The 13,804-nt window shown below is 61.2% G+C and carries 13 protein-coding genes; 4 read left to right on the forward strand and 9 right to left on the reverse strand.

Going from position 1 to position 13,804, the window contains the following annotated elements:
- Positions 1-84: 84 nt before the first annotated feature.
- Positions 85-891, forward strand: coding sequence for an MOSC domain-containing protein (locus IB254_RS21755; RefSeq protein WP_192419363.1), 807 nt, complete (start codon positions 85-87; stop codon positions 889-891).
- A 70-nt stretch (positions 892-961) separates the two neighbouring features.
- Here IB254_RS21755 and IB254_RS21760 read toward each other — a convergent pair whose 3' ends face one another.
- The 8 genes from IB254_RS21760 to IB254_RS21795 form a co-directional block, all read right to left on the reverse strand.
- Positions 962-1,246 (reverse strand): pyrimidine/purine nucleoside phosphorylase, encoded by a 285-nt coding sequence (locus IB254_RS21760; protein WP_054614024.1) that lies wholly within the window; start codon positions 1,244-1,246, stop codon positions 962-964.
- Positions 1,247-1,315: 69 nt separating this feature from the next.
- Positions 1,316-1,858: an exonuclease domain-containing protein gene (locus tag IB254_RS21765; RefSeq protein WP_008030291.1), complete on the reverse strand. Its 543-nt coding sequence runs from the start codon at positions 1,856-1,858 to the stop codon at positions 1,316-1,318.
- A gap of 71 nt (positions 1,859-1,929) precedes the next feature.
- Entirely contained in the window at positions 1,930-3,891 is a 1,962-nt protein-coding gene (locus IB254_RS21770) for an acetyl/propionyl/methylcrotonyl-CoA carboxylase subunit alpha (RefSeq protein WP_192419364.1), read from the reverse strand.
- A 116-nt stretch (positions 3,892-4,007) separates the two neighbouring features.
- A complete protein-coding gene (locus IB254_RS21775; RefSeq protein ID WP_192419365.1) occupies positions 4,008-4,805 on the reverse strand; it encodes an enoyl-CoA hydratase/isomerase family protein in 798 nt (265 codons plus the stop codon).
- Positions 4,802-5,959 (reverse strand): citronellyl-CoA dehydrogenase, encoded by a 1,158-nt coding sequence (atuD, locus tag IB254_RS21780; protein ID WP_008044426.1) that lies wholly within the window; start codon positions 5,957-5,959, stop codon positions 4,802-4,804. Before atuD ends, IB254_RS21775 begins: the two co-directional genes overlap by 4 nt.
- A 24-nt stretch (positions 5,960-5,983) precedes the next feature.
- Positions 5,984-7,600, reverse strand: coding sequence for a geranyl-CoA carboxylase subunit beta (gene atuC, locus IB254_RS21785; RefSeq protein WP_192419372.1), 1,617 nt, complete (start codon positions 7,598-7,600; stop codon positions 5,984-5,986).
- A 3-nt stretch (positions 7,601-7,603) separates the two neighbouring features.
- Complete coding sequence (locus IB254_RS21790; RefSeq protein WP_192419374.1) at positions 7,604-8,488, reverse strand: SDR family oxidoreductase; 885 nt, start codon at positions 8,486-8,488, stop codon at positions 7,604-7,606.
- A gap of 12 nt (positions 8,489-8,500) precedes the next feature.
- The gene (locus IB254_RS21795) at positions 8,501-10,291 is read right to left on the reverse strand and encodes an acyclic terpene utilization AtuA family protein (protein WP_192419376.1); all 1,791 of its coding nucleotides are present in this window, start codon (positions 10,289-10,291) and stop codon (positions 8,501-8,503) included.
- Positions 10,292-10,466: 175 nt separating this feature from the next.
- Between IB254_RS21795 and IB254_RS21800 the strand changes: the two genes are divergently transcribed.
- The 3 genes from IB254_RS21800 to IB254_RS21810 all read left to right on the forward strand — a co-directional run bounded on the left by IB254_RS21800 (position 10,467) and on the right by IB254_RS21810 (position 13,087).
- The gene (locus tag IB254_RS21800; protein ID WP_008030281.1) at positions 10,467-11,093 is read left to right on the forward strand and encodes a TetR/AcrR family transcriptional regulator; all 627 of its coding nucleotides are present in this window, start codon (positions 10,467-10,469) and stop codon (positions 11,091-11,093) included.
- A gap of 93 nt (positions 11,094-11,186) precedes the next feature.
- Positions 11,187-11,981, forward strand: coding sequence for a substrate-binding periplasmic protein (locus IB254_RS21805; RefSeq protein WP_192419378.1), 795 nt, complete (start codon positions 11,187-11,189; stop codon positions 11,979-11,981).
- 101 nt (positions 11,982-12,082) lie between these two features.
- The gene (locus IB254_RS21810) at positions 12,083-13,087 is read left to right on the forward strand and encodes a GNAT family N-acetyltransferase (protein ID WP_192419380.1); all 1,005 of its coding nucleotides are present in this window, start codon (positions 12,083-12,085) and stop codon (positions 13,085-13,087) included.
- Positions 13,088-13,220: 133 nt separating this feature from the next.
- Here IB254_RS21810 and IB254_RS21815 read toward each other — a convergent pair whose 3' ends face one another.
- Positions 13,221-13,769 carry an RNA polymerase factor sigma-70 gene (locus tag IB254_RS21815; RefSeq protein WP_008030278.1) on the reverse strand — a complete coding sequence of 183 codons (549 nt, stop codon included), beginning with the start codon at positions 13,767-13,769 and terminating at the stop codon, positions 13,221-13,223.
- Between the last annotated feature and the right edge of the window lie 35 nt (positions 13,770-13,804).

Here is a 13,804-nt window from a genome sequence, read left to right on the forward strand (position 1 = left end):
CAGGATGGGCAATCCAGTTCGCAGTCTTTGATTCGGCGATCAAGCTCGTATAGGGTGGCATTTTTGTCCTCCAGGGAGCTGGTCATGCTGCGTCTGAGCGCGCTTTATCGTTATCCGTTGAAATCCGGCAAGGGCGAGATCCTGCAACAGGTCAGTCTCGACAAACTGGGGCTGGACGGGGATCGACGCTGGATGCTGGTGGACGAGGCCAGCGGGCGCTTCCTGACCCAGCGTGCGGTGGCGCAGATGAGTCAGCTGTCGGCGTTGTGGAATGCCCAGGGCGGTTTGACCCTCAGCGCTCCCGGCCACACGCCGATCGATATTGCCTTGCCTGCCAGCGACGCTGAGTTGCGTGGCGTGACCATCTGGCGCGACACCTTGCGTGTGCCTGATGCCGGTGACGAGGCGGGGGCCTGGGTCAGTCAATTCATTGGCAAGCCGACTCGCCTGGTGCAAGTACCGGTTGATCGCGCACGGACCACACAGGCCGGTTATGGCAAGGACGATGACCAGGTGGCTTTCGCCGATGGCTTCCCGTTGCTGTTGATCGGGCAGGCGTCCCTTGAGGATCTGTCACAAAAAGTCGGGCGTTCGTTGGAGATGCTGCGTTTTCGACCGAATCTGGTGATCGAGGGCAGCGAGGCGTATGCCGAGGACGGCTGGAAGCGTATCCGTATCGGCGATGTCGAGTTTCGTGTGGTCAAGCCGTGTTCGCGCTGCATTCTGACCACCATCGATCCGCAGACCGGCGAGCGCAGCGATGATCGTGAACCGCTCGCGACCTTGCAGAAGTATCGTGCCCAGGAAGACGGTGCGATGTTTGGCCAGAATCTGGTCAATGACGGCAATGGCCAGCTCGAAGTCGGCATGCCGGTCACGATCCTGGAATAAGCGACCCTGAATGAAAAATGCCCGTGTCCAAGGACACGGGCATTTTTTTGCGCTGTGAAAACCCGGGGTTTTAGCCGCGGTATTCGCACAGGTAAGCGGTGTCGACGGCCACTTTCAGCTGGAATTTGCTGTTGGCTGGCACGTTGAACTGGCTGCCGGCGGCGAAGGTTTCCCAGTCGCTGCTGTCTGGCAGTTTGACGGTCAGGGCGCCGGTCACCACGTGCATGATTTCACGCTGGCTGGTGCCGAATTCGTATTCGCCCGGAGCCATGACGCCAATGGTCGCCGGACCTTCAGCGGTGCCAAAGGCGATCGACTTGACGGTGCCGTCGAAGTACTCGTTGACTTTAAACATGGGCGATTCCTCGAAAAGGGCTAAAAAGGGCCGGCCAGTATGCACAAGGCCCTTGGCGCCGTCACCTCTCTAGAGCGGGAGAATCAGCGGTAACAGACGCGCTGTATTGCGCGCATCTTCCAGTGCACGGTGCTGTTGGCCAGTGAACTGCATGCCGGCAAGTTGCAGGGCGCCGTTGAGTCCCAGCGGGCGTTCCAGACGTCGGGCCTTGGCAAAGCGCTGCTTGAGGTTCATGTGCGGCACGCGACTCAGTTGGCTGTCGAGTTGCAGGCGCTCCCACTCCTGAAGCAGTTGCCTGCGATCGTAATCGCCCCAACTGGCCCAGCCTTCCAGTCGTGAATGATGTTGGCCGAGCCAGCGCTCGAAGACCGGCCAGACCTCGGTCAGCGCCTGTGCGCTGTCGATATTGGCCTGGGTGATGCGAGTCAGCTCGCGACAAAACGGCGTGAGCAGGGGCCGTCGCAGCGGTCGCACGAAGCGCTGGAAATGGTCCTGCTCACGCCCTTGGCGGTCCACCAGCGTGGCGCCGATTTCGATGATTTCCATTTCCGTAACTGGCCAGCCACCTTCATCGGTGGTGGCTTCCAGATCGATCACCAGCCAGTGAGGCATTGAAGGGTTCCCGGTATCCGCATCCTGATAGGGCTTGAGCGTAGCCAAACCCGACGGATCCGCCTAGCGGCTTATTCGACCTCCAACAAAATCTGACGATTTTTTACCTGATCGCCGACCTTGACCTGCAAGCGTTTGAGCACGCCGTCGATGCCGGACTTGAGCGGATGCTCCATTTTCATCGCTTCCAGCACCACCAGCAGTTGGCCTTTACTGACCGGGCTGCCTTGCGCGACCAGCACGTCGACGATCGCGCCATCCATCGGCGCCTTGAGCGTGCCGGAGCTGACGCTGGCCTGGCCGCAGACCAGCGCTTGCGTGCGATCCTCCAGGCGCAGGCTGCCGGGGCGGGTGAACAGCCAGAGTTGTCCGGCCTCCAGACGATAGGCATGACGCTGGCGGATGCCGTTGATGTCCAGGGTGGCCCAGCGTCCATCACACTGGATGACGTTCAGTTCGAAGGCCTGGGCGGCGACTTCAATCCGGTACGGTTCGCCTGGTACCGCGTTCAATTGCACCGGCCAGTCCCGATCCTCCAGGCCGATGCGATAGTGCAGCGGCACACTGGCGTTGTTGCGCCAGCCGGCCAGCGCGGCGGGATGAACCTGCGTCGAAGCCTGATAAAACAGCGCCGCCGCAATCGCCAGTTCTTCAGCACTCGGGTTATGCGGATGCAAACAAGGATGGTCGGCGAAATGCGTCGGGATGAACCCGGTGCTGAACTCGCCACTGATGAAGCGTGGATGTTCCAGCAGGCTGGCGAGCAAGCGCTGATTGCTCGGCAAGCCCATCAGCACACTGTCTTGCACCGCGCGCAGCAACTTGCGCCGGGCTTCTTCACGGGTAACGCCGTGGGCGATGATCTTGCCCAGCATCGGGTCATAGAACGGGCTGACGTGTTGACCTTCGATCAACCCATGATCGATCCGCACTCCGCTCAGCAAGGCCGGTTCCCAGGTGGTGATGCGCCCGGTCTGCGGGAGGAACCCTTGGGTCGGGTCTTCGGCATACAGCCGCACTTCCATGGCGTGGCCGTTGAGTTGCACCTGTTCCTGGCGCAATGGCAGCGGTAGCCCTTCGGCGACGTGCAACTGCCAGGCCACCAGATCGAGACCGGTGATCAATTCAGTCACCGGGTGTTCCACCTGCAACCGCGTGTTCATTTCCAGAAAGTAGAACTGCCCGTGCGCGTCCAGCAGAAACTCCACAGTGCCAGCGCCCACATAGTTCACCGCGCGACCGGCCTTGAGCGCCGCTTCCCCCATGGCCTGGCGCAGTTCGGCGGTCATGACCGGGCAGGGTGCTTCTTCGATGACTTTCTGATGGCGACGCTGGATCGAACAGTCGCGTTCGCCGAGGTAGATCAGGTTGCCGTGTTGGTCGCCGAACAGCTGAACCTCAACGTGACGCGGATCGATCAGCGCTTGTTCGAGGATCAGTTCGTCGCTGCCAAACCCGTGCAATGCCTCGGAGCGCGCGGTGCGAATCTGTGCGAGCAAATCCCCTGCATCGTGTACCAGGCGCATGCCGCGCCCGCCACCGCCGGCACTGGCCTTGATCATCAACGGAAAGCCGATGCGTTCGGCTTCGCGGCTCAGGGTCGCGTCGTCCTGCCCGGTGCCTTGATAGCCTTTGATGCAGGGCACGCCGGCGTCGAGCATGGCGAGTTTCGACAGGCGTTTGCTGCCCATCAGCTCGATGGCTTCGGGGCTGGGGCCGATGAAAGTGAGGCCGGCATGCTGGCAGGCGCGGGCGAATTCGGCATTTTCCGAGAGGAAGCCGTAGCCGGGGTGGATCGAATCGGCACCGGTGCGGCGGGCGGCGTCGAGGATGGCCGGGATGTTCAGGTACGACTGCTGGACCGGGGCCGGGCCGATGTTGACGGCTTCGTCGGCGATTTGTACGTGCAAGGCATCCGCATCTGCGTCGCTGAACACGGCGACGGTGCGGTAGCCCAAGGATTGGGCCGTGCGCTGGATGCGGCAGGCGATTTCACCGCGGTTGGCGATCAGGATTTTTTTCAGGGCGGGCATGGTTTATTCCCTTGGTTTTGCGGTGAAAGTGATGGCCTCATCGCCGGCAAGCCGGCTCCTACAGGGATTTGTGTCGTTCACTAGACCGTGTAGGAGCCAGCTTGCTGGCGATGCTTTTATGGCGCCCACCCCGGTTTACGTTTTTGCACAAATGCCATCGTGCCCTCGACGCCTTCAGCCCCGGTCACCGCTTCGCTGAACCACTCGGCCGCTTCATCCAGCAACGCATCCGACGGTTGCCCGGCACTCGCCAGCAACAGTTTTTTAGTCGTCGCATTGGCCCCCGGCGCGCAGCACAGTACGTGCGCCAGAATTTCACCAAGACGCTCGGCCAAGGCTTGCGCGTCATGCTCGACAAAATGCACCAGCCCCATGCGCCGCGCCTGGTTGCCATCGAACCGCGCCGCCGTCAGCGCCAGGCGCCGGGCCTGAGTCAAGCCGATGCGCTGGACCACAAACGGCGCGATCTGCGCGGGCAGCACGCCGAGGCTGGTTTCCGGCAGCCCGAATTGCGCCTGATGATCCGCCAGGGCGACATCGCTGACGCAGGCCAGACCCAAACCGCCGCCAAGCACTGCGCCTTGCAGCACGGTTATCACCACTTGCGGCGCGTGTTGCACCTCTTGCAGCAGCGCCCCGAACGCACGGTTCAGATCACGGTAGGCGTTCGCGCCTTGAGCGCGGGCGTTGGCCATGTCCTTGATGTCGCCACCGGCACAGAAATGCCCACCGGCACCGCCGATCACCAAGGCCCGAATCGCACGGTCATCGCGCACGGCCAACAGCACCGCACGCAGTTCGGCGACCATCAGCAGGCTCATGGCGTTGCGGCTTTCCGGGCGATTGAGGGTGATGTGCAGCACGCCGTTATGCGGTTCGAGCAGTAACGTCTGGCAATCCGGCAGGGTGCTCATTTCTTTTTCCCCGGCAGGATGCCCATGAGTTTGCAGATGATCCCCAGCATGATTTCGTCGGCGCCGCCGCCAATCGACACCAGCCGTACATCGCGGTAAGCGCGGGCCACGGGGTTGTCCCACATGAAGCCCATGCCGCCCCAATATTGAAGGCAACTGTCGCTGACTTCGCGGCCCAGCCGCCCGGCCTTGAGTTTGGCCATCGACGCCAGACGCGTGACGTCCTGACCTTTGATGTACTGCTCGGTGGCCTGATAGACCAGCGCCCGCAGGCATTCGATTTCGGTTTGCAATTCGGCGAGGCGGAAGTGGATGACCTGATTGTCGATCAGCGCATTGCCGAAGGTTTTACGTTCCTTGCAATACTCGATGGTGCTGTCGATGCAGTATTCCAGGCCCTTGATCATGTTCGCTGCGCCGAACAAGCGTTCTTCCTGAAACTGCAGCATTTGCATCATGAAGCCCGCGCCTTCATGGCCAATGCGGTTGCGTTGCGGCACGCGCACGTTGTCGAAAAACACCTGGGCGGTTTCCGAGCTGCGCATGCCGAGCTTGTCCAGGTGCGAGCTGAGGCTGATCCCCGGCGTGTTCATCGGCACCATGATCAGCGACTTGTTGATGTGCGGTTTGTCGTCCGAGGTATTGGCCAGCAGACAAATGAAATCGGCGCTTGGCGAGTTGGTGATCCACATCTTGCTGCCGTTGATCACGTAGTCGTCGCCGTCCTTGCGGGCGGTGGTTTTCAACCCGGCCACGTCGGAACCGGCGCCGACTTCGGAAACGCCGATGCAACCAACCTGTTCGCCGGTAATGGCAGGGCGCAGAAACTCTTCACGCAGTTCATCGGAACCGAAGCGCGCCAGCGCTGGAGTGCACATGTCGGTCTGCACACCGATGGACATCGGAATGCCGCCGCAATGAATGGTGCCGAACTCCTCGGCGGCGACAATCGAATAGCTGTAGTCGAGCCCCATGCCGCCGAATTTCTCCGGTTTGGAAATTCCCAGCAGGCCCAGGTCACCGGCCTTGCGGAAGATTTCGTGGATGGGAAAGCGCCCGGCCTTTTCCCATGCCTCGACGTGCGGGTTGATCTCGTTTTCGACGAATTGACGTACGGTGCGGCGCAGTGCTTCGTGTTCCTGGGTGAAGATCATTTTTATTGTTCTCCTCTGGCCGGTTCAGAACCGGGCTACGCCAAAACTGTTGGTTTGCAGCGGCCGCACATCGGCCTCATGACAGATGTCCAGCAAATAACCGAGCAGGGTCCGGGTGTCCCGCGGATCGATGAGCCCGTCGTCCCACAGACTGGCGCTGCCATAAAGCGCGGTGGACTGGCTGTCGAGTTTCTGTGCGGTGACCTGCTCCAGCATGTCGAGCATTTTCGGGTCGGGCACCAGGCCGTCCTTGAGCTGTTTGGCTTCGGTGACGATGCGCAGCACCTTGCCGGCCTGCGCGCCGCCCATCACTGCCGTGCGGCTGTTGGGCCAGGCGAAGATGAAGCGCGGGTCGAGGCCGCGACCGCACATGGCGTAGTTGCCGGCGCCATAGGAGCCGCCGACGACGATGGTCAGTTTCGGTACGCGGGCGTTGGCCACCGCCTGAATCATCTTCGCGCCGTGCTTGATCACGCCTTGCTGTTCCGACTCGGTGCCGACCATGAACCCGGTGGTGTTGTGAAAGAACAGCAGCGGCGTCTGGCTCTGATCGCAGAGCTGGATGAATTGCGCGGCTTTACTCGCCCCTTTGGGGGTGATCGGGCCGTTGTTGCCAATGAATCCGCAGGCGCGCCCCTGAATGTGCAAATGGCCGCAAATGGTTTGCTGATCGAATTCACCCTTGAACTCAAGGAAGTTCGAGCCGTCGGCGATCCGAGCAATGATTTCGCGCACGTCGTAGGGCTTTTTCGGATCGTCCGGGATCAGTCCCAGCAGCTCGTCGATAGGGTAGAGGGGGTCTTTCCACTGCCGTTCGGGCAACCATTGCAGCTGCTCGTTCCATGACAACAGGCTGACAATCTCGCGCACCAGGCGCACGCCATCGGCATCGTTCTCGGCCAGGTATTCAGCGGTGCCGGCGGTTTGCGCGTGCATCTCGGCACCGCCCAGTTCTTCGTCGGTCGCCACTTCTCCGGTCGCGGCTTTCAGTAACGGTGGGCCGGCGAGAAACAGTTTGGCTTTGCCACGCACCACCACCGTGTAATCCGAGAGCCCTGGCTGATAAGCGCCGCCCGCCGTGGCCGAACCGTGGACCACGGTGATCTGCGGCAACCCCATGGCCGACATCCGCGCCTGATTGGCAAAACTGCGCGCACCTTCGACGAAAATTTCCGCTGCGTAATTGAGGTTGGCGCCGCCGCTTTCGGCGAGGGTGATCACCGGCAGTTTGTTCTCCATGGCGATCTGTTGCAGGCGGAGGGACTTTTTCAAACCGCTGGGGGAAATCGTCCCGCCCTTGATCGCGCTGTTGTTCGCCACGACCAGAACCCGCACGCCGGACACGTAACCGATCCCGGCGATCAAACCGCCGCCGGCTGAGCTGCCGTCTTTGTCGTCATGCAATTTGTAGCCGGCCAGGCTCGCCAGTTCGAGGAACGGCGCACCGGGGTCGAGCAGAAGATTGAGGCGTTCGCGGGGCAGCAATTGCCCGCGCTTGTCGAACCTGGGTTTGGCTTCGGCCGCTTTGTTCAGCAGGTTCTGTTCGAGCTGACGGACTTGCTCGATCCCGGCCAGCATCGCTGCACGGTTCTGGGCAAACTGTTCGCTGAACGGGTCGACTTGCGACTGAATCACCGGCATGACTTATTCCTTGTCCTTGAGCACGTCCGGCCTGAGCACTTCTGGTAAGTCGGCGCGGTGGAACCCGTTGTACGACTCACTGATCCTGGCCTTGTGGATCGGCCACGCCCGACCGCCAAGGCTGGCGGCGCCGTCGATACGCAAGGTGCTGCCACTGACAAACGCTGCGGCCGGACTGAGCAGGAAGACGATCGCGGCGCTGACTTCCGATTCGGTGCCGATGCGTTTCAGCGGCACGTGCTCGCACAAGGTCGGAATCACCGCTTTGAACGCACCTTCGTAAGTGTCCATGCCGCTGGAGGCGATCCAGCCCGGCGCCACTGCATTGACCCGCACCCCGGCGTAACCCCATTCAAACGCAGCGGTCTTGGTCAGGTTGTCCATGCCCGAGCGCGCCGCACCCGAGTGGCCCATGCCGGGCATGCCGTTCCACATGTCGGCGAGCATGTTGACGATGGCGCCGCCGTGTTGGCTCATGGACTGGTTGAAGACTTCGCGCGCCATCAGGAAACCGCCCACCAGGTTGGTGCGCATCACGGTTTCGAAACCCTTCTGGTTGATCGAGGCCAGTGGTGAGGGGAATTGGCCGCCGGCATTGTTGACCAGTCCGTGGATCGGACCGTGCTTGCGGATCAGTTCGCTGACCAGATGCTTGACTGCTTCTTCGTCGCGAATATCGCAGGTCTGCCAATCGGCCTTGCCGCCATCCTCGGTTATCTCGGCAACCACGGATTTCAGTTTGTCGGCATTGCGCCCGATCAACAGCACATGGGCGCCGAGGGCCGCCAGTTCATGGGCGGTGCAGCGACCGATGCCGCTGCCGCCACCGGTGACGATGATGTTTTGGCCGGCAAACAGATCAGCTTTGAAAATCGAATCGTAGGCCACGGCGGCAGTCCTCTAGTTGACCTGGTCGGCGATGCGCTGCGGCACCGGAATCTGGATGTCCAGCAGTTGTTGGGCGAAGGCTTTGCCTTGCGGATCGATCCGCAGACTGGCCACGCCGCCACCGCCAAGGGCGTTTTCCAGCAAGAAATTCAGGCTGTGGGTCGCGGGCAGGTACCAGCGCTCGACACGCCCGTGAACCGGGTCGAGCACATGGCTCATCCAGTCGACCATCACTTCCGGGGTCAGGGCTTCGGCGATCCACGGCAGGTACTCCGGCTCGCGAGCCATGACGCCGATGTTGCTGTGATTGCCCTTGTCACCCGAGCGTGCGACCGCGAGCTTGATCAGCGCCACGCTGGCATCGGCGCGACCGGTGGGTTTCGGTGGGTCGTACGGCACCGGCAGGTCCGCGGTGGTGAGCGCGTCGAGGGCGGGCAGGGCGCACGGATGACGCTGACCATTGAGATCAATGTCCAGCGTGCAGGCGGATTTGTCGATGAGGAACGAGAACAGCCGGATCAGCGGATACACCGTCGGCCGTCCGCCGACGATCCCGGTCAACCCCGGCGCCATGCCGGTGGCGGCCTGGGCGATTTCCCGGGAGAACACGATCAGCGCCTGTTTGTCCGGATGGCGCACGGCGAGCTTGATCACCACTTCGCGGCTGTCGTGACGCTGGCCATGGGGACCGTACGTGGCCTCGCTGCCGAGCAGTTCAATATTGACTTCGCTGTAGGGCGCCCAACCTCGCTGGCTGAAGATTTCCGAGGTCTTGCTGATAATCGCTTCGCTGACACGCCGCGCCTTGTCCACCGCATCGATCCCGGCGATCAGGCAACTGGCGGTGCAGCGGAAACCATCCGGATACGTCGCGCTGACCTTGTACTGATCGGTGGGCGGCAAGCCTTTGGCGCCGTGTACCTGAACGGCGTTCTTGCCTTGTTGCTGAAGTTTGACCTGGGTGAAATCGCAGATCACATCAGGCAGCAGATAGGCCTGCGGGTCGCCGATTTCATAAAGCATCTGCTCGCCGACCGTAAGTGGCGTGACGAGACCGCCGGAGCCTTCGGGTTTGCTGACGATGAACTGGCTGTCGGCGCTGACTTCGACGATGGGGAAACCGATGTGTTCGTAGTCGGGCACGTCGCGCCAATCGGTGAAGTTGCCGCCGGTGCACTGGGCGCCGCATTCGATGATGTGACCGGCGAGTGCGGCTTGCGCGAGTTTGTTGTAGTCGTGCCAGGACCAGCCGAATTCATGCACCAGCGCAGCGCTGACCACGGCGCTGTCGACCACGCGCCCGGTAATGACGATGTCCGCGCCCAGGCGCAAGGCTTCGACGATGCCGGGCGCACCGAGGTAGGCGTTGGTGGAGACGCACATCGGCGGCAAGGGCGCGCCGCTGAACATTTCGTGAAGGCCGCGGGTGCTCAGGTGTTTGAACTGCGGTTGCAGGTCATCGCCCAGCAACACGGCGATTTTCAGCGCCACGCCGGCCTTGTCGCAGGCCGCTTGCAGGGCAGCGGCGCAGGCTTGCGGGTTGACGCCGCCGGCGTTGCTGATGACGCGGATGTTCTGTGCGGCGAGCTGCGTGAGCAGCGGGCTGAGCACTTCGATGAAGTCGCTGGCGTAGCCGGCCCGGGGATCTTTCATCCGCGCACCGGCCATGATCGACATCGTGATCTCGGCCAGATAATCGAACACCAGGTAATCCAGGCGTCCGCCTTCTACCAGTTGCGCGGCGGCGGTCGAGGTGTCGCCCCAGAAGGCGCTGGCGCAACCGATGCGAACAGTTTCAGGCACAGCCCTTTCCATAGCCACCTCCCTCAGACGTGTATCGAGACTACCAAGCAAGCGCTTGGTTTGTAAACGACTTAAATATCTTCTGCCCGAGCGCTTGCTTGGTTGCCTTCGTCAGCTTAAATTGCCCGCGCAACCCCGCTGTTTTAGCGGTGAGTACGACTGTAGGAGAGAACGGGTGGACGAGCAAAAAGCCCTGAGGGTAATGCGCGAATTGGTCGACAACGGCCAGTTGACCGACCCGGACAGCGCCCGTGGCAAATTGCTGCAAGTGGCGGCTCACCTGTTCCGCAACAAAGGCTATGAGCGCACCACCGTGCGTGATCTGGCCGGCGCGGTGGGGATTCAGTCGGGCAGCATTTTTCATCACTTCAAAAGCAAGGACGAGATCCTGCGGGCAGTGATGGAGGAAACCATTCGTTACAACACCGCGTTGATGCGTGCGGCGATCGCCGAAGCCGAAAACGTGCGCGAACGGGTACTCGCGCTGATTCGCTGTGAGTTGCAGTCGATCATGGGCGGCAGCGGCGAGGCCATGGCGGTGTTGGTGTATGAATGGCGTTCGCTGTCCGAAGACGGGCAAGCGAAGGTGTTGGCGCTGCGCGACATCTATGAAGACCTCTGGCTGCAGGTGCTGGGGGAGGCCAAGGACGCGGGATTCATTCGCGGGGACGTGTTCATCACCCGGCGTTTTCTGACCGGTGCGCTGTCCTGGACCACGACCTGGTATCGCCCGGATGGCAGCGTGAACCTCGATCAATTGGCCGATGAGGCGTTGATTCTGGTGCTCGAAGAAAAACAATAGTGTTGCCCAGTGCCGCAGGAAACTGGCGAAGTGGCCGAAACCGCCTAGCTTGAATGAATTGATGCGTACTTTTTTGGGGAGTGGGTTGTTTTGATGTCTTCGCCAATTCGGACGGCCTCGCGGCTTTTTCTGGCGGCGCTTGCAGCGCTTTGGGTATTGCCCTCTCCGGCGGCGCAAGTGGTGCGGGTCGGTGCCGCGCATTTTCCGCCTTATACCGTGCGCCCGGAATCCGGCGCCGACACCGGTCTGCTGCCGCAGTTGGTCGAAGCGCTCAATGCGTTACAAAGCGACTATAAGTTCGAGCTGGTGCCAACTTCCATTCCGCGACGCTTCGGTGACTTCATACAGGGCCGGGTGGACATGGCTATTTTCGAGAACCCGAACTGGGGCTGGAAGGACATTCCCCACACCAGCGTCGACATGGGTCTGGAGGACGCCGAGATTTTTGTCGCGCAACGGATTCCCAATCGTCAGCAGAATTATTTCGCCGATCTTGCCGGCAAGCGTCTGGCGCTGTTCAGCGGCTATCACTACGAATTCGCCAACTTCAATGCCGACCCCAAGGTCCTCGCGCAAAACTACAACGCCACGCTGACCTATTCCCATGACAGCAACCTGCTGATGGTGCTGCGCGGGCGCGCCGACATTGCCCTGGTGACACGCTCCTACCTGAGCGATTACCTGCTGCGTAACGAGAAGGTCGCTGATCAGCTGCTGGTGTCCGAACGCATCGATCAGGTCTATCACCATTACGCCATTCTCCGTCCGACAGCGCCCATCAGCGGCGTTGCCTTCGGCAAGTTGCTGCAAGGGTTGCGGGACAACGGCCAGATGCTGAAGATTTTCGATCCGTACAGGATCGCCGTGGTGCCGGTTCCCGGCAGCTGAGTTTGCGTCGCCGGGCGGTGTTTTTGCCGACCTTCCTTAAATTTCCCGCACTGGCTCACGTCACTTCGTTGAACTGTCGACGATTATCGTGAGCCCGACCCATGCCCAATCTGAATGACCTGACTGCCCTGGCTTTGCCGACAGGCAACCGCCTTGTCGCGGATGAAACCGAAAACCGCCTGAGCCTGAGCCTGGACGCGCAACCGCTGATTACCCTGCGGCTGACGCGTGAGCCCGAGTTGCACGTGCACGTCGAGGCACGCGTCGACACTCAGGCCGTATGGGCCGCCGGTTATTGGCTGTTTGCCCGTGACCCGGCTTGCCAGCGGCTGACCTGGCACATCGATGAAGCTCCCGCCGAAGCCTTGCTCAGCGGTTTGCTGGTGTCGACCGAATTCGCCGGCCAGTATCGCTGCGAGCGCATGCTGTTCTGGCAGTTGCCGCAGCCTTGGCTGGGGACGTCGTTGACCAGCGGCTACCCGCAGCAAATGGTGATCAGCGCTGGCAAGCGTCATCCATTGCGTCCGGTGAAACCGCGCGGTGAAGTTTATCGACGTTTCGATGCGCGACTGGGGGCGTGGATTTCCCTGCGTACGCTGGATATCGACCTGGACCTGGCGCGGTTCAATCGCTGGCAGAACAGTGCGCGGGTGGCGAGTTTCTGGCAGGAAGAGGGCAGCCTCGAACAGCATCGCGAATACCTGGGCAAACTCGACGCCGACCCCCACACCGTGACGTTGATCGGCTGTTTCGATGATCAGCCATTTGCTTATTTCGAAGCCTACTGGGCCAAGGAAGACCGCATTGCGCCGTTCTACGATGTCGATGATTACGACCGTGGCATTCACATGCTGGTTGGCGAGGAAAACCATCGCGGTCCGCACAAGGTGGCGAGCTGGTTATCGGCGTTGACGCATTACCTGTTTCTCGACGATCCGCGTACCCAGCGGGTGGTTGCAGAGCCGCGAGCCGACAACGCGAAGATGATCGGGTACATGCAGAGTCAGCGGTTTCATTGCGAGAAAGAGTTCGACTTCCCGCACAAGCGCGCGGCGTTGATGGTGTTGGGGCGGGAGCGGTTTTTTGAGTGGTGTGGGTTGGCGTGATTAGTAGGGTTCAAGATTCGTAGCGGTCTTGAGTCCGCCATCGCGAGCAGGCTCGCTCCCACATTGGTCCGGTGTACACAGATCAAATGTGGGAGCGAGCCTGCTCGCGATGGGGGCGATGAGATTTCAGATCTTAGCGGCGGGAGAAAGTATCTGCGCGACTGCCCGACACCTTGCGGCAATGCACCAGCGCGTCGCGAATCATGAAGTTCACCAAGGTCGGCGAAACACCCAGTTCCTTGGCGATGTCCTTTTGCGGCACGCCGTGCAGGCGGTACATCTCGAAGGCGTAGCGGGTGCGGCTCGGCAGCTCCGTCAGCGCGTCGGCGATGTTTTCCAGGGTCGAAAAATTGATGTGCGAGGTTTCCGGCGAAGCGCCTTGAATCACCACGTTCAGCCCTTCTTCTTCAGGCCCCGAATACTTCTGCTCCAACGCCTGTTTGCGGTAGTGGTCGATCGCCAGGTTACGCACGATCTGGAACAGGTAACTGAGCTGAGCCTTGATCGAGGAGGTGATCTGCGGCGCCGATTGCAGGCGGAAGAACGCATCCTGAACCACATCTTCGGCACGTGAGCGGCAGCCAGTAATACGGGCGGCAATCTTGACCAGAATCAGTCGATTGTCCACGAATGCCTGAAGTAGCGGTGAATCGCACCTGCTTGTGGATACTTGTTCCGTCATGGAAATCACCTTGCTGCAAATGGGGTCGTGGGACG

The sequence above is a fragment of the Pseudomonas sp. PDM03 genome, from assembly GCF_014852385.1.
In the GTDB taxonomy this organism is placed as follows: Bacteria; Pseudomonadota; Gammaproteobacteria; order Pseudomonadales; family Pseudomonadaceae; genus Aquipseudomonas; species Aquipseudomonas migulae.